Consider the following 22,391-nt stretch of genomic DNA (forward strand, 5'->3'; position numbering starts at 1 on the left):
CGCGAGCCTGGACACCCCTCACCGGGCCCGGAGCTCGTCCTCGGCCAGCAGACCGGCGACCTGGCCGTCCGCCCAGTCCTCCGTGGGCGCGTGACCGGTCACGGTCGCCACGAAGGTCTCGTGGTCCAGCGACAGCAACGCGCTCGGCTCCATCGCGCTGACGGTGGCCGTCCTCGGGATCGCGTGCAGCAGCGCGACCTCGCCGAAGGAGTCACCCGGACCGAGGCGGCGTACGTCGAGCCCGTCCTGCGTCACCTGCAGCTCGCCGCGCTCGACCATGAAGAACTCGTCGCCGACGTCGCCCTGGGCGACCACCACCTCCCCGGTGCCCACCTCGCGCGGTTGCGCGGCGGCGGCGAGCCGCACCAGGCACACCTCGGGGAGGTTGGACAGGACCTCGGTCCGCGAGATGACGGCGAGCGCCTCCGGGCGCGGGGTCACGCTGGACTCCAGGAACCGCAGCCCGGGCGAGCAGAGGATCGGGACGAGGGCGGCGGCCAGGCCGAGCGGCACCATCGCCTCGTGGATGCCCAGCCAGTTCGCCAGTGCGGGAGCGGCCAGCGAGCCGAGCGCAGCCGTGGCCGCGCCGACGCCGAACAGGGCTCCCCACGCACGGCCGGCGACGTGGTCGGGCAGCCAGCGGTTGAGCAGGGTCGCCCCGTGCGTCCCGGCGAGCGCGGCGCCGGCGCCGCTGACCAGCAGCAGCGCGAACGCGACCGGGATCTGGTCGGTGAGACCCACGAGGGCCAGCGGCAGGCTGGTCAGCACCGACCCGGTGACGAACCAGAACCGGCCGTGCCCGTGCGTGACCATCGCCGCGGCCGAGCCCGCGAAGGCACCGACCCCCAGCGCCGCGAGGAGGGTGCCCGACGCGGAGTCGCCGTCGGTCGCGACGTCGTGGGCGTAGAGGATGACGAAGGCCGTGACCAGGCCGCTCAGCAGGCGCTGGGTGAGGAACACGGTGAAGTGGGCCCGGCCGCCACGGCGCATGAACAGCGCGACGCCGCCCACCGAGTCCTTCCAGAACGACTGGCGGTGATGGGGGTGCGTGGGCGGCTGGAACGGCGTCCGGATGCTCAGGGCGAGCGCCGCGGTCGCGGCGTACACGACGGCGAGGGCCACCAGCACACCCTCGGGTCCGACCGCGAAGAGCAGGCCGGTCGCCGCAGCCGGACCGGTCACGCCACCGATGGCGTCGACCAGTCCCCACGCGGAGTTGGCCGGGAGCAGCTTGCGCGGCTCGCCGACCAGCTGGGGCAGCAGCGCCTGCATGCTCGGCTTGATGAGGCCCGAGACGACCGACCCGACACCCTGCACGAGCACCAGGTAGACCAGGCCGAGGTCGAGCGCGACCCCGAGCGCGAGCGCCAGCGCCACCACGACGAAACAGGCGTTGACGCCGGCGATGACCAGCGGACGGCGCACCCGGTCGGCGACCAGCGCCGCCGAGCCGGCCGTCACCATCGACGGCAGCACGCGTACGGCGCCGACCACGCCCACCGCGGTCGCGCCGCCGAGGTCGAAGGCCACCACCGAGGTCGCGAGGAAGAGCGCCACGTCGGTCCCCGAGCGCGCTCCGACGATCAGCAGCAGCCGGCTGATGTCACGGTCGACCATGCACTCGAGCAGCGCCCGCCACCGGCCGGAGGACGTCTGGGTCACGCTCACCAGCTCCCGGGGAGCGGCCCGCCGAACCAGTGCTCGACCAGCGACCGGCTGATCGAGACGCCGCCCGGCAGCACCAGGTCGCCGGCCTCGGCTCCGGTGCGCATCTCGGCGCGGGTGAACCAGCGGGCGTCCTCGATCTCCTTGCCGTCGACGACGATCTCGCTGCTCTCGGCCCGGCCCACGAACCCCAGCATCAGCGAGGCCGGCAGCGGCCAGGGCTGGTTGCCGAAGTACGTGACCTCGCCGACCCGCACGCCGACCTCCTCCCAGACCTCCCGCCGCACGGCGTCCTCGAGGGTCTCGCCGGGTTCGAGGAACCCGGCCAGCGTCGAGTAGCGCCCTGCCGGCCACGACTCCTGGCGCCCCAGGAGCAGCTGCTCGTCATCGGCACCTGGGTCGCCGTACGTGATCGCCATGATGACTGCCGGATCGGTCCGAGGGAACTGCGCCTTGCCGCACTCCGTGCACACGAGCTCCGCGCCGGCGTACCTCGACTCCAGCGTCCCGCCGCAGCGCGGGCAGTGGCGGGTGGCGTAGTGCCACTCGGCCATCCCGATGGCGTGGAACACCAAGGGCGCGTCGACGGTGTCGCGGGCGAGGTACGGGAGGACCTCGCGGATCCCGACGTACTCGCCCCGCTCACCGGGGGCGTCCGCGGGGTCGACGAGCAGCGCGAACCAGGTCCGCCCGTCGCGCTCGCCCAGCAGGACCCGCGTCCCCGCGGGAGGTACGTCGGCGGATGCCGACCAGGGCACGGTGCCGTCGACCGGGCGGATCCGGGTCCCCGACACGACCAGCACACGGGTCTCCGGGTCGGCCCAGCGCTCGTCGAGCCACGCGTCGTCGACGCGTCGTTCCCCGGCTCGGTCGTGCGCGTTGGCCGCCAGGTCCAGGTGCGGGAAGCTCACGGAATGGCAGGCTAGCCATCGTGAGCACCCACATCGGCGCCCAGCCCGGCGAGATCGCCCCCGTCGTCCTGCTGCCCGGCGACCCGAAGCGAGCGCAGTGGATCGCCGAGGCGTTCCTCGAGGACGCCACGTGCTACTCGGAGGTCCGCGGCATGCTCGGCTTCACCGGCACCTGGCAGGGGCAGCGTGTCTCGGTGCAGGGGTCGGGGATGGGACAACCGTCGATGGCGATCTACGTCAACGAGCTGTTCGACGAGTACGACGTCCGCTCGATCGTGCGGGTCGGCTCGTGCGGCGCGCTCTCGGAGAAGGTGGCGGTGCGCGACGTGATCATCGCCTCCGGCGCGTGCACGGACTCGGCGATGAACCGGATCACCTTCGAGGGCCTGGACTACGCCCCGGTGGCCGACTTCGGCCTGCTGCGGGCGGCGGTCGACGCGGCCGAGGCCCGGGACGTCACCGCGCACGTCGGGCTCATCTTCTCCGCCGACTCCTCGTTCTACGCCAGCCGACCCGAGCTGATGACACGGATGGTGTCCTACGGCGTGCTCGGCGTGGAGATGGAGGCCAGCGCGCTCTACACGATCGCCGCGCACTGGGAGCGGAAGGCGCTGGCCGTGTGCACGGTCTCCGACCACGTCGTCACCGGCGAGGAGACGTCGGCCGAGGAACGCGAACGCACCTTCGCCGACATGGTCGAGATCGCGCTGACGGCCGCCTTTGATCTCGAGACGGGTCACGCAGCCCCTCGCGAGCTCGGGTCCACGTCGAGCCCTCCTCGACCTGGCGTCTGACCAGGACCTCGCAAGCTCGGTCCTGCGACGCTCACGGCATGAGCAGGCCCTCGAGCTCCTCGCGGCCCGGGAGCGACTCCGGCTCCACGACCCGGCCGCTGCGCACGAAGTAGAACGCCGCGCGCACCTGCTCGAGCGGCACGCCGGACAGCTCGGCCCAGGCCAGGCGGTACAGCGCGAGCTGGAGCTCGTCGGCCTCGTCCTTGCGCGAGGTCTTCCAGTCGACGACGAGGAACCCGTCGGACTGGGCGTACACCGCGTCGATCCGTCCGCGCACGACCTGGCCGTCGAGGACCAGCGCGAACGGCGCCTCGACAGCGTGCGGGGCCCAGTCGGCGAACGGCCCGCGCTCGAAGGTCTCGATCAGGTCGGCGAGGTCGTCGTCGGAGTCGATGCCGGCGTCGCCCTGGCCGGGGAGCTCGTCGGGGTCGAAGAGGTCCTGCTGGCCGAAGCGTGCCTCGACCCACGCGTGGAAGCGGGTGCCGAAGCGCGCGGCCGGGGACGGCTGGCGCGGCATCGGACGGGCCAGCTCGCGGGCGAACGCCTCGGGCTCGGTGCGCAGACGCGACAGCGCGGTCGCGGACAGCGAGGTCGGCAACGGCACGTCGACGACCCGGTCGCGGTCGGCGCGGGCCTCGGCGACCAGCCGGTCGAGCTCGACGTCCCAGTCGGCCACCTGCGCGGACTCGATCATGTCCAGCCCCTCGTCGGGAGCGCTCGCGTCGGCCTCGGCGACCACCCGAGCGGCCGCGATGCGCAGCGCCGCCTCGCGACCCGGACCCGGCTCGGGCCAGGGGCGCGAGGGGTCGACCGCGTCGTAGGGGTTGGGGTCGCCCTTCACCGGCTTGTCGAGCCAGGCGTCACCGACCGGCTCGCCCCACGCCTCGAGCTGGTCGCGGACCACGGCCTGGTAGGCCGACGGGCCGAAGGGCGTGGCGCGCGCGCTCCAGAGGTACGACGTGACGCTGAGGCGGTGCGCGGCACGGGTGAACGCGACGTAACCGAGCCGGAGCTCCTCCTCCTGGTCGTGGGCGCGGGTGTCGGCGCGGTAGGCGTCGAGCGCCGCCTTGTCGTGGCCGGCCAGCTGCGGCAGGTCGCGCGCATCCCCGCGCAGCGGTGCCGGCAGCACCGCCGGCGAGGAGGTCCACAGCGTCCGCGAGCGGTTGGACGGGAACCTGGTGTCGCAGACGCCGACCAGGAACACGTGGTCCCACTCGAGGCCCTTCGCGCGGTGGACGGTGAGCAGCTTGACAGAGTCGGCGGCGGTCGGGGTCGCCAGGTCGAGGCCGTTGCCCTGGTCGTCCTCGGCGGTGAGGTAGGCCAGCAGGGCGGACAGCGACACGTCGCCGTCGACGGCCTGGAACTCCGCGACCGCCTTCACGAAGAGGTCGAGGTTGTCGCGACGCGCGGCCGCGGCCGGCGACACCGCCGACGCGAGCTCGATGTCGACGCCCGAGGTGTCGATGATGCGCCGGACGATGTCGAGCAGCGGCTCGCCCACACCGGCGCGCAGCATGCGCAGCTCGGACGCGAGCAGGCGGAAGCGGTCAAGGGCCTCCGGAGAGTACGGCGCGTCGCCGGGGTCCTCGAGGGCGTCGCCGAGCGAGGCGATCTCGGCCGGGTCGATGCCGTCGGCGATCCCGATGAGCTGGTCGGCCAGCGTCGCGGCCGTCCGCGGGCCGTGGCCGGCGAGCACCCCGGCCCGCCGCGCGAGCAGGCTGAGGTCCCGGGGCCCGATCGCCCAGCGCGGCCCGGTGAGCAGCGTCAGCAGCGAGGCGTTCGCGGTGACGTCGTTGAGCAGGTGGAGGGTGGCCACCACCTCGGCCACCTCCGGGAGCCGGATCAGACCGGACAGGCCGACGATCTCGACCGGGACGTCGCGCGCGGTCAGCGCGTCGAAGACGTCGGCCGCGTGGGCGTTGTCGCGGGTGAGCACGCCGATGCCGGACCACGCGGTGCCCGCGTCGTGCGCGGCCGTCACCTCGTCGGCCAGCCACCCCAGCTCCTCGGCGTGCGTGGGCAGCACCCGCACGCCCACCACGCCCTCCCCCGCGTCGTCCTTGGGTGCCAGCCGGACGACCTGGCCGGCGTACTTGTCGTAGAGCGGCTGCGCGAGCCGGTTGGCCACCTCGAGGATGCGGCGGTCCGAGCGGCGGCTGACCGTGAGCGGGAAGACCTCCGACGCCCCGAAGGTGTCGGCGAAGTGCAGGATGTTGGACACCGACGCGCCGCGCCAGCCGTAGATCGCCTGGTTGGGGTCGCCCACGGCGGTGACGGCGTGCCCGCCGCCGAACAGCCGGGACAGCATGGTGGCCTGCGCGACCGACGTGTCCTGGTACTCGTCCAGGAGCACGATCCGGAACCGCGCGCGCTCCAGCGCGCCGACGTCCGGCTGCTCGACCGCCAGCCGGGCCGCGAGCTCGATCTGGTCGGAGAAGTCCATCAGGCCGAGGTCGCGCTTGAGGCGGCGGTAGCCGACGACGAGCTCCATCAGCTCGCGCCGCCGCTCGATCGCGTTGATGGCCGAGGCGGGCGGCTCGAGGTAGGTCTTGCGGCCCCTGCCCGCCTCCTCCTCGTCGAACGCCCGCTGGAACGCCGCCTCGGCCTCCCGGTCGAGGCCCAGCACGTCGTCCGGCGACACGAGGTGCTCGCTCATCGCACCATCGAGGGCGAGGAGGTTCTGGATCGCGGTCGGCGGGTGGTCGGTGAGGAACCGGACCTCGGCGGTGTGCCGCTCGACGACCCGCGCGCCGAGCTGGTACCTCGACGCGTCGCTGAGCACCCGGGTGTCCGGCTCGTGGCCGATGCGCAGGCCGTGGTCGGTGAGCAGGCTCGCGGCGTAGGCGTTGTAGGTCGCGACGGTCGGCTCGAGGGTGTCGTCGGTGTCGGTGGACGGCTCCGGCAGCAGGCCGGCCGCCAGCAGGGCCTCGCGGACCTTCGCGCGCAGCTGGCTGGCCGCCTTGGTGGTGAACGTCAGGCCGAGCACCTGGTCGGGCGTCACCTGGCCGGTCGCCACGAGGTAGACGACGCGGGCGGCCATCAACGTGGTCTTGCCGGACCCGGCGCCGGCGATGACGACGGCCGGTGCCAGCGGGGCGCGGATGGCGTCCCACTGCTCGGAGCTGGGCACGAAGTCCCAGCCCATCAAGGCGGCGAGCTCCTCAGGAGTCTTCATCGGGCGGTCACCGACCCGGCCCCCTGGATCGGGCAGACGGCCGTGAAGTCGCAGTCGCGACAGTGGGCGCCGGCCACCGCGGGGAAGGTCTCGGCCCGGACCAGGGCCGCGGCGCGCTCCACCTGCGACCGCAGGGTGGCGCGCTCGGGGCCGTCGTCGGCGTACAGCGGCTGCCGCTGGACGAGGGCGGAGTCGCTGTCGGGCAGGCCGAGCTGCACGAGCTCGGCGCCGCCCGACTCCGGGTGACCGTCGACGGCGCCGTGGTCGACGGCGTACTGGTAGAGGCCGAGCTGCACGTGCCGCAGCACCTCCGGTCCGGAGGGCTTGCCCTTGTTGGTCTTGAGGTCGACCACGACGACCCGGCCGTCGGCGTCCAGCTCGAGGCGGTCGGCGTAACCGTTGAGGCGGACCTGCTCGCCGCCGTCGAGCTCGACCACGGTCTCGAACTTCTCCTCGGTGCCGATCAGCTTGCGCGGGTTGTGCTCGTGCCACTCGAGGAACCGCGCCAGCGCGACCTCGATGCGGTCGTGCTCGCGTGCGGCCGACCAGGGAGTGCGGAAGTGCAGCCGGCCCCAGACCTCGTCGACGTGTCGCATGAGCAGGTCGAGGTCGGGCGCGACCTCGCCGGCGGCGACCCGCTGGGCGAGGGCGTGGACGAGCTGGCCGATGTTCGCGGACTGGTGGGCCGGCCCCGCTCCGCCGGCCTCGGCCATCAGGAACCACTGGGTCGGGCACGTCATGACGTGCTCGAGCATCGACGCCGAGACCGGCACCGGCTGGTCGGGGTCGCGGACCGGCCGTACCGACCGGGTGGCGGCGCGGGTGCCCCACCAGGCCGACGGGTCCGCCTGCGGGACCAGCGCCCGGTCGTTGATCGTCTCCCCCGCCAGTCGGGCGAGCCGTCGGGCGGCGGCGGACCGGAGGGCCGGGGTGGTGTCGGGGTCGGCGACGGTGCGCCGCAGCTCGCTCACCAGCCCGGCGAGCGACAGCGGCCGGGCCGGGCGCCCGTCGACCTTCTCGACCGTCACGCCGAGCTCGGCGAGGAACCGGGAGGGCTGCTCGCCGTCGTCCTCGGCGGACGCGACGGCGGTGACGACCAGCCGGGAGCGGGCGCGGGTGCAGGCGACGTAGAACAACCGGCGCTCCTCCTGGAGCAGCTCACGCGCGCTCAGCGCAGGCACCAGCTCGCCGCGCCCGATGCGGTCGGCCTGGAGCATCGTCGAGCGCCGGCGCAGGTCCGGCCAGCCGTCCTGCTGGACGTGCGCGACGACGACCAGGTCCCACTCCAGGCCCTTGGACCGGTGGGCGGTGAGCAGCCGGACGGCCGCGCCCCGGACCCCCTGCTCGGCGAGCGTGTCGGCGGGGATCTGCTGGGCGACCAGGCGCGAGAGGAAGTCACGGACGCCGGCGGGTCCGGTGACCGCGGCCGCGTCGCGCTTCTCGGCCTCGCGTGCGGCGACGTCGAACAGCGCCACGACCGAGTCGAGGTCGCGGTGGGCCCGCCGCGCCGTGCCGCCGCCGAGCTCGACCCCACGTCGGAGCCGGCCGGGCCAGTCGGTGCCGGACCAGAGCGCCCACAGGGCGTCCTCGGCGGTGCCGCCCTCGGCCAGCCCGTCGGAGGTACGGCGCAGCAGCGCGTGCAGCGCCCGGGCTGCGGCCGCCTCGGGGCCGGGGAGGTCGTCGAGGAAGCCGTCGCGCAGCACCGCGAGCCGCAGCAGCTCCTTGGACGTCGACGGGAGCCGGGACTCGGCGTGCGCGGCGTCCTTCTCACGCGTGCGCAGCAGCCGCGACAGGCGACGGGTGTCGCCCGCATCGAGACCGCCGAGCGGGCCCAGGAGCAGGGACTCGGCGCGCGAGTGGTCGACGTACTCGGCTGCCTCGTCGTCCTCGTTGTCGATGTTGACCGCGGCCCGCAGCGCCTCGAGGAGCGGCAGCACCGACGGGTCCTGCACGAGGGGCAGGTCGTCGCGCGCGACCTCGACCGGGACGCCGGCGGCGCCGAGCGCGCGGCGGAGAGGCGGGATGCTCGCGCGGCCCGAGCGCACGAGCACGGCCATCCGGTCCCACGGCACGCCGTCCTCGAGGTGCGCGCGGCGCAGCAGGTCGGCGAGGTGCTCGGCCTCGGCGCGCTCGGTGTCGAAGGTCAGCACGCGGGCCAGGCCCTCGTCGCCGGTCTCGGCGGCGACGGGGTGCAGGAACTCCTCGCGCGCTGCCGGGTCGATCGCCCCCGGCAGGCCGATCCGGCCGGCGACCCGCTGGGTGGCGACGAGCAGCCGCAGCCCGAACCGCCGGGTCGTGCGCAGCGGCGCCACCGGCGCGGGCGTGCCGTCGGCGCGCGGGAAGTCGGCCGGGAAGTCGAGGATGCCGCGCACCTCCGCGCCGCGGAAGCCGTAGATCGACTGGTGCGGGTCGCCGACGACCACCAGGTCGCCGCCGTCGCCCGCGATCGCGCGCAGAAGGGCGACCTGGCCGGGGTCGGTGTCCTGGTACTCGTCGACGAACACGTGCCGGAACTGCTGGCGCAGCTCGGGCCGATGGGCGTTGGCCTCGATCACCGCCCGCCGGATCAGGTCGGCGTAGTCGGTCGCGGACTGGTCGTCGAGGTTGTCGAGGTAGCTCCTGAGGAAGAGCCCCGCGGCGACGTACACCGGCATCTGCTCGCGCTCCCCCAGCGCGACCAGGTCATCGGCCTCCATCCCCTTCTCGCGTGCGCGGGACAGCACCATCTGCACCTCGCGCGCGAAGCCGCGGGTCTCCAGCGCGCGGTCGAGCTCCTCGGGCCAGGCCACGGACTCGGGCGTGCGGCGCAGCAGCTCGCGGACGACGACGTCCTGCTCGGGCGCCGACAGCAGCCGCAGCGGGGCGCGGTAGAGCTCGCGCGGCGCGTAGCGGCGGATCAGGCCGTAGGCGAAGGAGTGGATGGTCGAGCACATCGCCGACCCGGTCGTGCGGCCGAGCCGGGCGGTGACCCGGTCGCGCAGCTGCTCGGCGGCCTTGCGCGAGAACGTCAGCGCCAGCACCTGCGCGGGGTCCGCCCCGCGCCTCTCGACGCGGTCGACGATCGCCTCCACCAGCGTGGTGGTCTTGCCGGTGCCGGGCCCGGCCAGCACGAGGAGCGGCCCGCCCTCGTGGTCGACGACGCGCTGCTGGTCGTCGTCGAGCACGGGCGCCGCCGCCGGCGCCCCATGAGCACCGTCGCGCACCAGGCGGTATCTCGTCCCAGTCCCCGAGCTCATGCGGCACACCTTGCCATCGAGGGCCGACACCTGGGCCGCCGATGATGGCGTTTGGTCCCAAACGCCAACGAAACGGGGGCCAGGACTGGCGTTTGTGCCCAATGGCGGGCGAATCGGGGGCCACTAGGTTCGAGTCATGAGTGCGTACGACGCCCCGCTGGCCGACCTCGTGGTCCTCGACCTGACCCGCGCGCTGGCCGGGCCCCAGGCCGCGATGATGCTCGGCGACATGGGCGCCCGCGTCATCAAGGTGGAGTCCGCCGCCGGCGACGACACCCGCGCCTGGGGGCCGCCGTGGGCGGGCGACCCGGGCCCGGACGACCCGCACGACTCGACGTACTTCATGAGCGCCAACCGCAACAAGGAGTCGGTGGTGCTCGACCTCAAGGCACCCGACGACGTGCTGGTGCTCGAGAAGCTGGTCGCCAGGTCCGACGTGCTGCTGGAGAACTTCCGCACCGGCGTCCTCGACCGGCTCGGGTTCCCGGTCGAGCGGCTGCACGAGCTCAACCCGGGACTGGTGATCGGCTCGATCAGCGGGTTCGGGCACGACGGGCCGGAGGCTGGTCGGGCGGGCTACGACCAGATCGCGCAGGGCGAGGGCGGACTGATGAGCGTCACCGGCGTGTCCGAGCCGACCAAGGTGGGCGTGCCGATCGCGGACCTGCTGGCCGGGATGAACCTCGCGTACGGCGTGCTGGCCGCGCTCCACGAACGCATGCGCACCGGCCGCGGGCGCGTGGTCCGCACGTCGCTGCTGGCGGGCATCGTCGGGGTGCACGCGTTCCAGGGCACGCGCTGGACGATCGCCGGTGAGGTGCCGGGCCTGAGCGGGTCGCACCACCCGGCCATCGCGCCGTACGGCATCTTCGCGACCGGGACCTCTCCGGTGCAGGTGGCGGTGGGGTCGGAGAACCTCTGGCACAAGTTCGCGCCCGCCGTCGCGCTGGATCCGGCCGACCCGCGCTTCGCGACGAACCGCGACCGGGTCGCGCACCGCGACGACCTGGTCGCCGCCATCGAGGGGGTGTTCGCGGGGGAAGGTGCCGAGCACTGGCTGGACCTGCTGCTCGGCGCCGGCATCCCGGCCGGCAAGGTGCGCTCGCTCGACGACGTCTACTCCTGGGAGCAGACCCGGTCGCAGGGACTCGTGCTGGAGGTCGACCACCCGGCGTACGGCGCGCTGACGCTGCCCGGGTCACCGATCCGGTTCGAGGACAACCCGTTCTCCGGCGGGCGCGCCGAGCACCTCCCGCCACCGCTGCTCGACGAGCACGGCGCCGCGGTCCGGGAGTGGCTCGACTCCTGACCGGCACCCGCGGGGGCGCCACCTCAGCCCTTGGTCGCCCCGAGGGTGAGGCCGGAGACGAACTGCTTCTGCAGCACGAAGAACACGATGAGGACCGGCAGGGCCACCATCACCGAGCCGGCGGCCACGAGGTTGGTGTCGGTGAAGAACTGGCCCCGGAGGTTGTTCAGCGCGCTGGTGATCGGGAACTTGTCGCCGCGCGAGACCAGCACGGTGGCCCAGAAGAACTCGTTGTAGATCCAGGTCACCTCGAGGACCGCGAGCGCGGCGAGCGCGGGACGCACCAGCGGCAGCGTGAGCTGCCAGTACTGGCGCCACACGCCGGCGCCGTCGATCTCGGCCGACTCGTAGATCTCGCGGGGGATGGTCTTCATGTAGTTGCTCAGCACGAAGGCGCAGAAGCCCAGCTGGAAGGCGACGTTGACCAGGATGAGCGCCCAGAAGCTGTTCAGCAGGGTCCCGCTGTCGCTCATCCACAGCGGGAGGTGGACCTCGCGGAACATGCGGAACACGGGGATCAGCAGCGCCTGCGGCGGCAGCATGTTGGCGGCCAGGAAGAAGCCCAGCAGGGCGAGGTTGAACTTGAACGTGAACCTGGCCAGCACGAACGCCACCGTGGAGGCGAGGAACAGCGTGAGCAGCACCGCCGGGGCGGTGATGATCAGCGAGTTCTTGAAGTGCAGCCCGAACTGACCCTGCTCCCAGGCCTGCCGGTAGTTGTCGAAGGTCCAGCCGCCGAAGGAGAGGTAGCCGTGGGCCTGGGTGTAGGCGTACTCGCGGAACGAGTTGATCACCGCCCACAGCAGGGGAAAGAGCCAGATCACGGACAGCGTGAACATGATGACCATCGCCACGGTGCCGCGCGGCTTGCTCATCAGGCCGCCGCCACCCTTGGCCGGCGTCGTCGTGGCGGCCGGGGTTGGAACCGGGGCCGGGGCCGGAGACACCACGGTCACCGCTGCTCCTCCCGGAAGACGATGCGCAGGTAGATGGCGATGAACACCGAGGAGATGGCCATCATGATCACGGCCAGGGCGGAGCCGAAGCCGTAGCGGGTGGCCTCGCCGATGACGTTCTGGCTCACCAGCGCCGCGATGATCTCCAGCCCGTTGCGGCCCTTGTTGATCACCCACACGAGGTCGAAGGCCCGCAGCGACTCGATGACCACGATGACCAGCACGATCACGTTGATCGGGCGCATCACCGGGAACACGACCTTGAAGAAGGTCTGCCACTGGTTGGCGCCGTCGACCGCGGCCGCCTCGCGCAGCGAGGCGTCCACGCTCTTGAGGCCGGCGAGGTAGAGCAGCATGACGTAGCCGGTGTGTCGCCAGGCCGTGGCGACCAGGACCGCCCACAGGTTGATCTTGGGGTCGCCGTACCAGTCCACCTGGGTGTGGAAGACGTCGTTGATGAGGCCTTGGTCGCGGGAGTAGAAGAGCTGCCAGATGAAGCCGATCAGCGCCAGGGACAGCACGACCGGGAGGTAGAACGCCGTCTGGTAGAAGCGGCTGAACTTCATCTCGTGGTCGAGGATCACGGCCAGGAAGATCCCCAGCATCGTCGGGAAGACGAACAGGAAGACCAGCCAGACCAGGTTGTGCCGCATGGCGGGCCAGAACGGCGGGTAGATGGTGGCGATGTCGTGGTAGTTCTGGAACCCGACCCACTGGATGCGGTCCAGTCCGCCGATGCCGTTCCAGGTGCCGAACGACAGGGCCACCGACCCGAACGCCGGCAGCCACACCAGCAGGAGCACGAGGGCGGCCGGGACGACGACCATGAGCACCACCACGATGCGGTCGACGACTCCGAGGCGCCGTCGCACCCGCGTCGGGCCGGTCGAGGACGAGGCCCGGCTCGTGGTCGTGCTCGGTGTGGTCGTCGTCATCCGCGGCTCCCTCTCGTCTCTCCCCTCAGCTCCCGAAGATCGAGACCTTCTGCTCCTGGATGCTCTTGGTGAGCCCGTCGATGTCGTCGGGGTTCTTCAGGAAGTCCTGGATCGACGGGATCATCACGGTGGAGGCGAAGTCGGTGTCGGTGTCGCGGTCGAGGAACTGCGCGATGTGGCCGGCTGCGCCGACCACCTCGGCCGACTTGAGCTGGAGAGCGGAGTAGGAGTCCTGGCTGGCGTTCTCGTTGGCCGCGATCATCGGGGCGTCCGCAGCGGCGTTGGCGGCGTCCTGGGCCTCGGCCGTGCCGAGGAACTTGAGGAACTCCTTGCCGGCGTCCTGGTTCTGGCCGGCGGACGCGAGGGCGAAGCCGTCGATCGGGGCGTCCAGCGAGTCGGCCGGGATGCTCGGGTCGATCTGCGGGTAGATGAAGAAGTCGAGGTCGTCGATGGCGTCGGGGATGGCGTCGCCGATGAACGTGCCGAACATCATCATCCCGGCCTCGCCCTTGGCCAGCGAGGTCGCGGTCTCCTGCCACGTGCGGCCGAGCGGGTCCTCCTGGTGGTAGGGCAGCAGGTTGCGCCAGGTCTCGAAGACCTTCTTGACCTCGTTGCTGTCCCAGGCCTCGTCGCCGCCGAGCAGGCTCATGTGGAAGTCGAAGCCGTTGATCCGCATGTTGAGGATGTCGAAGGTGCCCATGGCGGGCCACCCGTCCTTGTCGCCGAAGGCGAACGGCGCGATGCCCTTGCCCTTCATCTCGTCGGCGAGGGAGACCATGTCGTCGTAGTTGGTCGGCGGCTGCCAGTTGTTCTTGTCGAACAGCGACTTGGTGTAGAAGACCGCCCACGGGTAGTAGTCGTAGGGGACGAGGTACTGCTTGCCGTCGGAGGAGGTCGAGGCCTCCTTGAACGCGTCACCCATGCCGTCGATCGGCCACAGGTCGCTGAGGTCGGTGAGCAGGCCGTCCTCGGCGAACTGCTGCATGCGGTAACCGGCGAACCAGGCGAACACGTCGTCGGGCGAGCCCTGGAGGTAGGTGTTGATGCTCTCCTGGAAGGTGTTGTGGTCGACGTAGTTGGCGCTGACCTTCACGCCGGACTTCTTGGTGTAGGCGTCGGCGAAGCCCTTCATGCGCTGGTAGGCCGGTCCGGAGTCCTTGGCCTCGTTGACGCCGAACTTCACCGTCTTGGTGCTCCCGCCGCCGCCTCCGCCGGAGTCGTCGCCCCCGCACGCGGCCAGCAGCGCCGGCGAGCCCAGGAGGGCACCGCCCAGCACGGCGGAGCGCAGGAAGCTGCGTCTCGACGCCGCGGCGGTCGCCAGCGCAGACGGGGGCACGAGCAGCGAGGGACGTTGCTGGCGGTTCATCACAAGACCTCCGTTAAGGCACAGAATCAAACAACTGTCCGCATCCTCGAACGTCGACTCCTCCCGTGTCAATGGACGAAAGTCCTCAACTATTCGGACTTAATTCAACAGGGCCTTCCGCGCGATCCTGACGGGATCTGTTGACTCCCTGTCGGAGGTTGGACACAGTTGGGGCATGCCCAGCGCGCTGCCCACCCTCGCCTTCGGCGGCGACTACAACCCCGAGCAGTGGCCGCGGTCGGTCTGGGAGGACGACGTCCGGCTGATGCGCGAGGCGGGCGTCAACCTGGTCACCGTGGGGGTCTTCTCATGGGCCCTGCTGGAGCGCAGCCCCGGCACGTTCACCTTCGACTGGCTCGACGACGTCGTCGACCTGCTGCACGCCCACGAGGTCAAGGTGGACCTCGCGACGGCGACGGCGTCGCCGCCGGCCTGGTTGGCCCGCGCCCACCCCGAGATGCTCCCCGTGCGTGCCGACGGGACGGTGCTGTGGCCCGGCGGACGGCAGGGCTTCTGCCCGAGCTCGCCGGTCTACCGCGAGCACGCGCTGCGGCTGTGCCGGGCGATGGCCGAGCGGTACGGCGACCACGACGCCCTCGCCCTGTGGCACGTCGGCAACGAGCTCGGCTGCCACAACGCCCTCTGCTACTGCGACGTCAGCGCCGAGGCGTTCCGCGGGTGGCTGGCGGCCCGCTACGGCGACGTCGACCGGCTCAACGACGCGTGGGGCACCGCGTTCTGGTCCCAGCACTACGAGTCCTTCGACCAGGTGCTCCCGCCGCGCGTCGCGCCCGCCTTCCCCAACCCCACCCAGCAGCTGGACTTCCGCCGCTTCTCCTCCGACCAGCTGCTGGCCAACTTCGTCGCCGAGCGCGACGTGCTCCGCGAGCTCTCCCCCGGCGTACCCGTCACCACCAACTTCATGGTGATGCCGACCGTGCGCGAGATGGACTACTTCTCCTGGGCCCCCGAGGTCGACCTGGTCTCCAACGACCACTACGTCACCGCGGCCGACCCCGAGGGCCACCGCGGGCTGGCGTTCAGCTCCGACCTGGTGCGGGGCGTGGCCGGCGGCCGGCCGTGGCTGCTGATGGAGCAGTCGGTGTCCGCGGTCAACTGGCAGCCGCGCAACGTCGCCAAGCGGCCCGGCGAGCTGCTGCGCAACTGCGTGCAGCACCTCGCCCACGGAGCCGACGGACTGCTCTTCTTCCAGTGGCGGGCCTCCCGCGCCGGGGCGGAGAAGTTCCACGCCGGGCTCGTCCCCCACGCCGGCACCGACAGCCGGGTCTGGCGCGAGGTGGTCGAGCTGGGGGCCACGCTCGGCCGGCTCGAGGAGATCGCGGGCAGCCGCGCCGACAACGACGTGGCCATCTTGTTCGACTGGCAGGCGTGGTGGGCCTGCGAGCTCGACTCGCACCCGAGCGAGGACGTGCACTACCTCGACATGGCGCACGCCCTGCACCGCGCGCTGCTCGACCACGGCGTCGGCGTCGACGTCGTGCACCCGGACAGCGACCTGGGCGGCTACCGCCTGGTCCTGGTGCCGACGCTCTACACCGTCACCGACGCCGCGGCCGCGCGCCTCGAGGCTGCCGTGGCCTCGGGGGCGACGGCCCTGGTGACCTACTTCAGCGGCATCGTCGACGAGGACGACCACATCCGGCTCGGCGGCTACCCCGGCGCCTTCCGCGAGCTGCTCGGCGTCCGCGTCCAGGAGTTCACCCCCCTGCGGGAGGGCGAGCGGGTGCACCTCGACGACGGCTCGGTCGGCGACGTGTGGTCCGAGGACCTGCGGCTGGCCGGCGCGGAAGCGGTGGCGAGCTACGTCGACGGGCCGGTGCCCGGCGTCCCGGCCCTCACCCGCCACGCCCACGGCCAGGGCACCGCGTGGTACCTCGCCACGAGGCTGGAGCAGCCCGCCCTCGACGCCCTCGTGGGACGGCTCCTGGCGGAGGCGGACGTCGTCCCCGTCGTCCCGCCGGCCCCGGGGCTGGAGGCCTCGCGCCGACGCGGCGACGACGGCTCGTGGGTCTTCCTGGTCAACCACGGCCGGGACCCGCTCGAGGTCCCGGTGGCCGGCGTCGACCTCGTGGCCGGTGGCCACACCGACGGCGTGCTGAGCCTGGGCCCGGGCGCCGTAGCGGTGGTGCGGGAGGACTGATGCTCGCCGCACAGCGCCGATCGCTCATCCTGACCGAGCTGGGTCGCGATGGCACCGTCCGCGTGTCCGACCTGGTCTCCCGCCTCGGGGTGTCCGACATGACCGTGCGGCGCGACCTCCAGACGCTGCACCGTCAGGGGCTGCTGGAGAAGGTGCACGGCGGCGCGATGGCGGTGGCGGAGCCCTCCACCTCCGAGCCCGGGTTCGAGGCGAACTCCGCCCGGCGCCAGCTGGAGAAGCAGGCGATCGGCGCGCAGGCCGCCTCGCTGGTGCGTCCCGGCTCGGCCATCGCGGTCTCGGCCGGGACCACCACCCACGCGTTCGCCCGCCACCTCGTGGACGTCCCGGACCTCACCGTGGTCACGAACTCGGTGTGGGTCGCGGACCTGCTCCACCGGTCGGGCGCCGAGTCGGTCTCCGTCCTGGTGACCGGCGGGCTGCGCACCCCCTCCGACGCGCTCGTCGGCCCGGTGGCCATCACCGCGCTCAGCTCGCTCCACGTGGACGCGGTCTTCCTGGGCGTGCACGGCATGGAGGAGCGCGCGGGCTTCAGCACGCCCAACCTCCTCGAGGCCGAGACCAACCGGGCGATGATCCGCAGCGGACGCCGTCTGGTCGTGCTGACCGACTCCTCCAAGTGGGGAGTGGTCGGGCTGAGCTCGATGGCGCACCTCTCCGACGCCGACGTGCTCATCAGCGACACCGGGCTGTCCGCGCAGGCCAGCGCCATCCTGGCCGAGCGGGTCGGGCAGCTCGTCCTCGTCGACCCCGCGTCCCCGACACCCTCGGGAGAGGCGTAGCGACAGGACGCGGACCGGACCGTCTCAGCCCAGGTCGACGATGGCCGCGACCGGACCGCCGCCATCGGGGCCCTGGTGGGCGGCCGACACCGAGACGAACACGGCCGGGTCGCCGGTGACGGCAGCGGTCACGCCGCCGACGCAGGACTTGATCTGGCGGTGCCAGTGGACGTCGGAGTCGTCGAGCATGGCGTTGCGGCGGCCACGTACCTGGCCGTCCGCGGAGGCCTCGCACTTGAGGAAGACGTTGACCAGCCTGCCCTCCAGGTCGGAGGTGCGCGGGCGCTCCGGGAGGTCGAGGCCGGCGGCGCGGATGGCCTCCCAGATGCCGTCCTGGTCGAGGGCGTCCTTCATCACCGAGTGGCCGATCCGGTACCGCCCTCCGACGCCCGTCGCGTTGCCGACCACGACCACCTGCGCCTGGTCGAGCTCGACGCCCGAGGAGCACGAGGCGACCGACGAGAACAGCGAGCGGTCGTGCATCACGTCCTCGTCGCGGGGCATCTCGATCTCGCCGAGCGCGACGGCGATCCCGAGCGCCGTACAACCGTTCGACAGGTCCATGGACTGGTGCGTCTCCTCGGTCCACACCGTCTTGCCGCGGGACTTGGCGTCGCGGATGGTGTGGATCGTCAGCAGCGGGGTCTTGGTCTGCACGTAGTGGACGTCCGCGGGGTCCTCGATGCCCGCACGGGACATGGCCACGCGGACCGCGTCGGCGACCTTCTCGATCATCGGCGTGCGGCCAATGTCCTCGGGGAGCAGCTGCTCGCTCATCGCGAAGCCGACGGTCAGCCGCGGCTCGTCGCTCGGCTCGGCGTCGGTCGTCGCGAAGATCGTGGCGTGCGGGCTGATCACGCCGTCGGTGCCGCCCGACCACACGATCGGGATCTCCTTGACCTGGTCGGCCGGCGCCCCGGCCGCGACCAGCGCCTCGCGGAACGCCCGGTCGGCGATGATCCGCGTGTAGTCGTTGACGCCGCCGTTGCCCTCGGTCTTGCCGATGATGGCGATGACGCGGCCGGCGTCCATCACGCCGGACTCGATGAGCTTGGTGAGCTCCGAGGCGTCGGCGACGGAGTGGATCGGTACCTTGCGGACCTCGATGGCGGCAGGCATGGGGGTTCCTTTCGGTCGAGACGTCAGTCGGGAAGGACGACGGTGCCGGTGCGGCCCTCGACCGCGCCGACGATGCTGTCCAGGTCGGTGATCACGGCGGGCTTGCCGGTGGTGCGGACGAACCGGCAGGCGGCCTCCACCTTCGGGCCCATCGAGCCGGAGGCGAAGTGCCCCTCGGCGGCGTACGCCTCCATCTGCGACACCTCGACCCGGCCGATCTCCTCGGCCTCCGGAGTGCCGTAGCGGAGCACGGCGTGCGGCACGTCGGTGGCGACGACGAGCACGTCGGCCGACAGCCGGTCCCCGAGCAGGGCCGCACCGAGGTCCTTGTCGATCACGGCCTCGATGCCGCGCAACCGGCCGTCGGCCTCGCGGACGACCGGGATGCCGCCGCCGCCGTTGGCGACGACCACGAACCCGGCGTCGACGAGCGCCTGCACCGCGGGAGCGTCGAGGATCTCCAGGGGCTCGGGCGAGGCGACCACGCGCCGCCAGCCCTTCTCGCCGCGGTCCTCCCAGGTCTCGCCGTGCTCGACGAGGAGGGCGGCCTCGTCGGCCGGCAGGTACCGGCCGATCGGCTTGGTCGGCTTGGTGAAGCCGGGGTCGTCCAGCGACACCAGCGCCCGGGTCACGAGCGCGGCGGTACGACGGTCGACGCCGCGCCGGGCCAGCTCGGCGTCGAGCGCGTCCATCAGGACGAACCCGAGCGTCGCCTGGGTCTGCGCCCCGCACCAGTCGAGCGGGACGGGCGGGACGACGGCGGCCGCCAGCTCGTTCTTGACGAGCAGGTTGCCGACCTGCGGGCCGTTGCCGTGGGTCACCACGACCTCGGCGCCGGTCTCGAGCAGCGACGCCACGGCCGCCATCGCGACCTCGGCGGCCGCGATCTGGTCCTCGGGGCGCGCACGCCCCTCGGCGTTGGTCATGGCGTTGCCGCCCAGCGCCAGGAGGACCCTCATGCGTCCGACGCTAGTAGTGCGCGGTGAGCGCCCCCACGGCACCTTCCGCCAACACCCGCGCGGGGCGCTGGCAACGGTTGCCCAACGTCACGGTTGCGCTCAGGGCGACCGGGACCGCGTCCACAGCACGCCCAGCAGGCCGATGCCCATTGGCACCAGCACCCGCCACCCCGTCACCGCGACCAGCCCCGCCGAGGCGAGGACCGACACCACCCCGGCCACCCGCCCCCAGCCCTCGAGCAGCCGCACCGCGGCCGCCGTGGCCGCGAGGTAGGTCAGCCCGAACGTCGCCGTCGCCACCAGCAGGGTCGCGTCGGTGTCGAGCCCGACGACGGCCATCACCGCGATGGTGACGAGTCCGAGGACGGGGACGACGGCCAGGGCCCGCCGGGGTACGCCGCCGGGGCCCGACCGCACGGCCAGCCACGCCGGCAGCGACCCGTCGCGCGCGAGCGACGCCCCCAGCTCGGCCGCGCCGGCGAAGTAGGTGTTGATGGTCGCCACCGTGAGCAGCACCGCGACCACCGACATCGCCGGCCGAGCCGACTCCCCCAACGCCACCACCAGGAGGTCCGAGAGAGGCGCCGGCCCGGGGTCGGGACCGAGCACGGCGACGGTGCAGAAGGCGATGCCGACGTACAGCACGGACACCACGACCAGCGCGGTCGCCGCCGCGCGGGCGATGTCGCGACCGGGCGAGTGGTACCTCCCGGACAGCGACGCCATGATCTCCCACCCCACGAACGCCCACAGCAGGATGCCGGCCGCCTCGGCCACGCCGCCGGTACCGTGCGGCGCGAACGGCGTCAGGTTTCCCGACCGGGCGTGTGGCAGCGCCAGCACGATCACCAGCACGAGCAGCGCCGCCAGCACCGCCGCGATCACCAGCTGGCTGCGGGCCGAGGCCTCGATGCCGAACCAGTTGACGGCCGCCACCAGGGCGATGATGAGCGCGGCGACGAGGAGGGCCGTGCCCCTGCCCCGGCCGAGCGCGTCCGACACGTAGTGGGCCGCGAACCCGGCCGCGGTCGGCGCCCCGAGCGGGATGGTCAGGTAGAACGCCCACCCGACCGCGGTCGAGGCGGAGTCGCCGAACGCGCGGCGGACGTACGTCGTCACGCCACCGCCGTCGGGGAACCTCGAGCCCAGCGCCGTGAAGGCCGCCGCGAACGCCACCGAGACGAGCAGCATCGCGCCCCACGCGACCAGGCTGGCCGGCCCCGCCGCCTCGGCCGCGAGCGCCGGCAGGGAGATGATCCCCGTGCCGATCAGGGCGCCCAGCGTCAGCGCCGCGCCCTGGAGCGCGCCGATCCCACCCTGCGTGGGAGCGACGACGCCAGGGTCCCGCCCGATGCTCACGGACGGGATCCTGGCGGTTGCCACCGACAGCCGGCCGCCCGAGGGCAGGTAACGCGGTCCCCGACCCTCAGGCCGCGTCGGCCAGCACGACCTCCTCGACGTCGTCCGGCTCGGGCACGGCGACCGGTCGCCGCCGCAGGGTCAGCACGGCGAGGGCGACCAGGGCGGCGATCGCGGAGAACACCGCCGAGGTGAGGAACGCCTCGTGCGCACCCGGGAGGAACTCGCCGGGCACCGCGTGCGCGGCGTACACCGACACGATCACGGCCACGCCGACGGCGCTGCCGAGCTGCTGCGTGGTCTGCAGCATCCCCGAGGCCGCGCCCGCGTGCTCCGGCTCGACGCCGGACAGCACCGTCGCGGTGATCGGCATGAAGCAGAGCGCACCGCCGAGGCCGCCGAGCAGCATCGGCACGAACACCGCGCCGAGGTACGTGCTGTCGGCTCCCGCGTTGCTCAGCATGATGTAGCCCGCCGTCAGCGCGGTGGCCCCCGTGACCACGAGCAGCAGCGGGCCGAAGCGGGCGATCAGCCGCGGTGTGAACCGCGACATCGTGAAGATGCCCAGGCTGAACGGCAGGAAGGCGAAGCCGGACGCCAGCGGCCCGAAGCCCAGGACGCGCTGGACGTACTGCACGACCAGGAAGAACATCGACAGCTGGGCGCCCACGACGAGGGCCATCATCGCCAGCGCGGCGACGCGGGTGCGGTTGCGCAGCAGGCTCGGCTGGATCATCGGGTGCGCCACGCGCCGCTCGGTGACCGTCAGCGCGACCAGGGCGAGCACGCCGACGACGAGGCCGCCGATCGTGCGCACGGAGGTCCAGCCGTGGTCGGGGGTGCCGATGAGCGCCCAGACGATCGAGACCGCGCCGACGGTGGCGCTGACCGCGCCGACCAGGTCGAAGCGCCCCGGACGACGAGCGGTCTCGGTCACGAACATCGGGGCCAGGACGAGCACCGCGATGCCGATCGGCACGTTGATGAAGAGCGTCCAGCGCCACGAGGCGACGTCGGTGAGCAAGCCGCCGAGCAGCAGCCCGATGGAGGCGCCGCCGGAGGACACCGCGCCGAACAGCGCCAGGGCGCGGTTGCGCTCCGCGTCGTCGCGGGCGCTCGTGGTCAGCAGCGCGAGCACGCTGGGCGCGGCGAGCGCGGCGCCGACGCCCTGGGCCGCACGGGCCACGACGAGGAGCTCCGGCGTCGGCGCGAGCCCGCCGAGGAGGGAGGCCAGGACGAAGAGGGCGAGGCCGGCCTCGAACGTGCGCAGGCGACCCCGGACGTCGCCGAGCCGGCCCCCGAGGAGCAGCAGCCCGCCGAAGGCGAGGGTGTAGGCGTTGAGGACCCAGCTCAGCGACGCCGGGCCGAAGCCCAGGTCGGCGTCGATGCGCGGGAGGGCGACGTTCACGACCGTCGCGTCGAGCACCAGCATGAGCTGGGCCATCAGCACGATCAGCACGCCGAGACGGGCGCGGTCAGTGGCCCGGTCGGCCGGCCGGAACCGGCGCGGGCGGGCGGACGTTGTGTCAGGTGATGGAGCGGGGAGAGTCACGAGAGTTCCGTTCTGGTCCGCGGCAGCGGGCCGTCGTACACTTAGTGGAGAATGACTCCGGTTACCGGGCAACCATACGGAGAGTGTCTCCGTT

General features: G+C 72.6%; 15 protein-coding genes. 4 read left to right on the forward strand and 11 right to left on the reverse strand.

The window, feature by feature from the left end; translation table 11 throughout:
• Positions 1-18: 18 nt before the first annotated feature.
• Together ISU07_RS06755 and nudC are read right to left on the reverse strand one after the other, a co-directional pair.
• Positions 19-1,662 carry an MFS transporter gene (locus ISU07_RS06755; RefSeq protein WP_194705994.1) on the reverse strand — a complete coding sequence of 548 codons (1,644 nt, stop codon included), beginning with the start codon at positions 1,660-1,662 and terminating at the stop codon, positions 19-21.
• Positions 1,663-1,664: 2 nt separating this feature from the next.
• Positions 1,665-2,576, reverse strand: coding sequence for an NAD(+) diphosphatase (gene nudC, locus ISU07_RS06760; protein WP_194705995.1), 912 nt, complete (start codon positions 2,574-2,576; stop codon positions 1,665-1,667).
• Between the two features lie 20 nt (positions 2,577-2,596).
• Here nudC and deoD point away from each other — a divergent pair, with 20 nt between their 5' ends.
• Positions 2,597-3,370, forward strand: a complete 774-nt coding sequence (gene deoD, locus ISU07_RS06765) for a purine-nucleoside phosphorylase (RefSeq protein ID WP_194705996.1) — start codon at positions 2,597-2,599, stop codon at positions 3,368-3,370.
• A gap of 31 nt (positions 3,371-3,401) precedes the next feature.
• On the opposite strand, the gene ISU07_RS06770 is transcribed toward deoD, so the two are convergent.
• Positions 3,402-6,545, reverse strand: coding sequence for an ATP-dependent DNA helicase (locus tag ISU07_RS06770; RefSeq protein WP_194705997.1), 3,144 nt, complete (start codon positions 6,543-6,545; stop codon positions 3,402-3,404).
• A complete protein-coding gene (locus tag ISU07_RS06775; protein ID WP_194705998.1) occupies positions 6,542-9,781 on the reverse strand; it encodes an ATP-dependent helicase in 3,240 nt (1,079 codons plus the stop codon). The genes ISU07_RS06770 and ISU07_RS06775 overlap by 4 nt, the downstream gene beginning before the upstream one ends.
• 136 nt (positions 9,782-9,917) lie before the next feature.
• Here ISU07_RS06775 and ISU07_RS06780 point away from each other — a divergent pair, with 136 nt between their 5' ends.
• Positions 9,918-11,090 (forward strand): CaiB/BaiF CoA transferase family protein, encoded by a 1,173-nt coding sequence (locus ISU07_RS06780; RefSeq protein WP_194705999.1) that lies wholly within the window; start codon positions 9,918-9,920, stop codon positions 11,088-11,090.
• A gap of 23 nt (positions 11,091-11,113) precedes the next feature.
• On the opposite strand, the gene ISU07_RS06785 is transcribed toward ISU07_RS06780, so the two are convergent.
• From ISU07_RS06785 to ISU07_RS06795, 3 genes are read right to left on the reverse strand one after another with little or no spacing between them, the layout of a single operon-like run.
• On the reverse strand, positions 11,114-12,046 hold the full coding sequence (locus ISU07_RS06785; RefSeq protein WP_323742467.1) for a carbohydrate ABC transporter permease: 933 nt from the start codon (positions 12,044-12,046) through the stop codon (positions 11,114-11,116).
• Entirely contained in the window at positions 12,043-12,981 is a 939-nt protein-coding gene (locus ISU07_RS06790; RefSeq protein ID WP_194706000.1) for a carbohydrate ABC transporter permease, read from the reverse strand. Before ISU07_RS06790 ends, ISU07_RS06785 begins: the two co-directional genes overlap by 4 nt.
• A gap of 25 nt (positions 12,982-13,006) precedes the next feature.
• Positions 13,007-14,347 (reverse strand): ABC transporter substrate-binding protein, encoded by a 1,341-nt coding sequence (locus ISU07_RS06795; RefSeq protein ID WP_194706001.1) that lies wholly within the window; start codon positions 14,345-14,347, stop codon positions 13,007-13,009.
• Positions 14,348-14,522: 175 nt separating this feature from the next.
• On the opposite strand from ISU07_RS06795, the gene ISU07_RS06800 reads away from it, so the two are divergent.
• Both ISU07_RS06800 and ISU07_RS06805 read left to right on the forward strand, forming a co-directional pair.
• A complete protein-coding gene (locus ISU07_RS06800) occupies positions 14,523-16,508 on the forward strand; it encodes a beta-galactosidase (protein ID WP_194706002.1) in 1,986 nt (661 codons plus the stop codon).
• A complete protein-coding gene (locus ISU07_RS06805) occupies positions 16,508-17,308 on the forward strand; it encodes a DeoR/GlpR family DNA-binding transcription regulator (protein ID WP_194706003.1) in 801 nt (266 codons plus the stop codon). The genes ISU07_RS06800 and ISU07_RS06805 overlap by 1 nt, the downstream gene beginning before the upstream one ends.
• Before the next feature lie 24 nt (positions 17,309-17,332).
• Here the strand turns inward: ISU07_RS06805 and bar are convergent, their stop codons facing one another.
• The 4 genes from bar to ISU07_RS06825 all read right to left on the reverse strand — a co-directional run bounded on the left by bar (position 17,333) and on the right by ISU07_RS06825 (position 22,204).
• Positions 17,333-18,427 (reverse strand): barbiturase, encoded by a 1,095-nt coding sequence (bar, locus tag ISU07_RS06810; protein ID WP_194706004.1) that lies wholly within the window; start codon positions 18,425-18,427, stop codon positions 17,333-17,335.
• A 23-nt stretch (positions 18,428-18,450) separates the two neighbouring features.
• Positions 18,451-19,386, reverse strand: coding sequence for a carbamate kinase (locus tag ISU07_RS06815; protein ID WP_194706005.1), 936 nt, complete (start codon positions 19,384-19,386; stop codon positions 18,451-18,453).
• A gap of 99 nt (positions 19,387-19,485) precedes the next feature.
• Positions 19,486-20,745 carry an APC family permease gene (locus tag ISU07_RS06820; protein ID WP_323742468.1) on the reverse strand — a complete coding sequence of 420 codons (1,260 nt, stop codon included), beginning with the start codon at positions 20,743-20,745 and terminating at the stop codon, positions 19,486-19,488.
• Positions 20,746-20,812: 67 nt separating this feature from the next.
• Entirely contained in the window at positions 20,813-22,204 is a 1,392-nt protein-coding gene (locus ISU07_RS06825) for an MFS transporter (protein WP_323742469.1), read from the reverse strand.
• Between the last annotated feature and the right edge of the window lie 187 nt (positions 22,205-22,391).

The sequence above is a fragment of the Nocardioides islandensis genome (assembly GCF_015352455.1).
In the GTDB taxonomy this organism is placed as follows: Bacteria; Actinomycetota; Actinomycetes; order Propionibacteriales; family Nocardioidaceae; genus Nocardioides; species Nocardioides islandensis.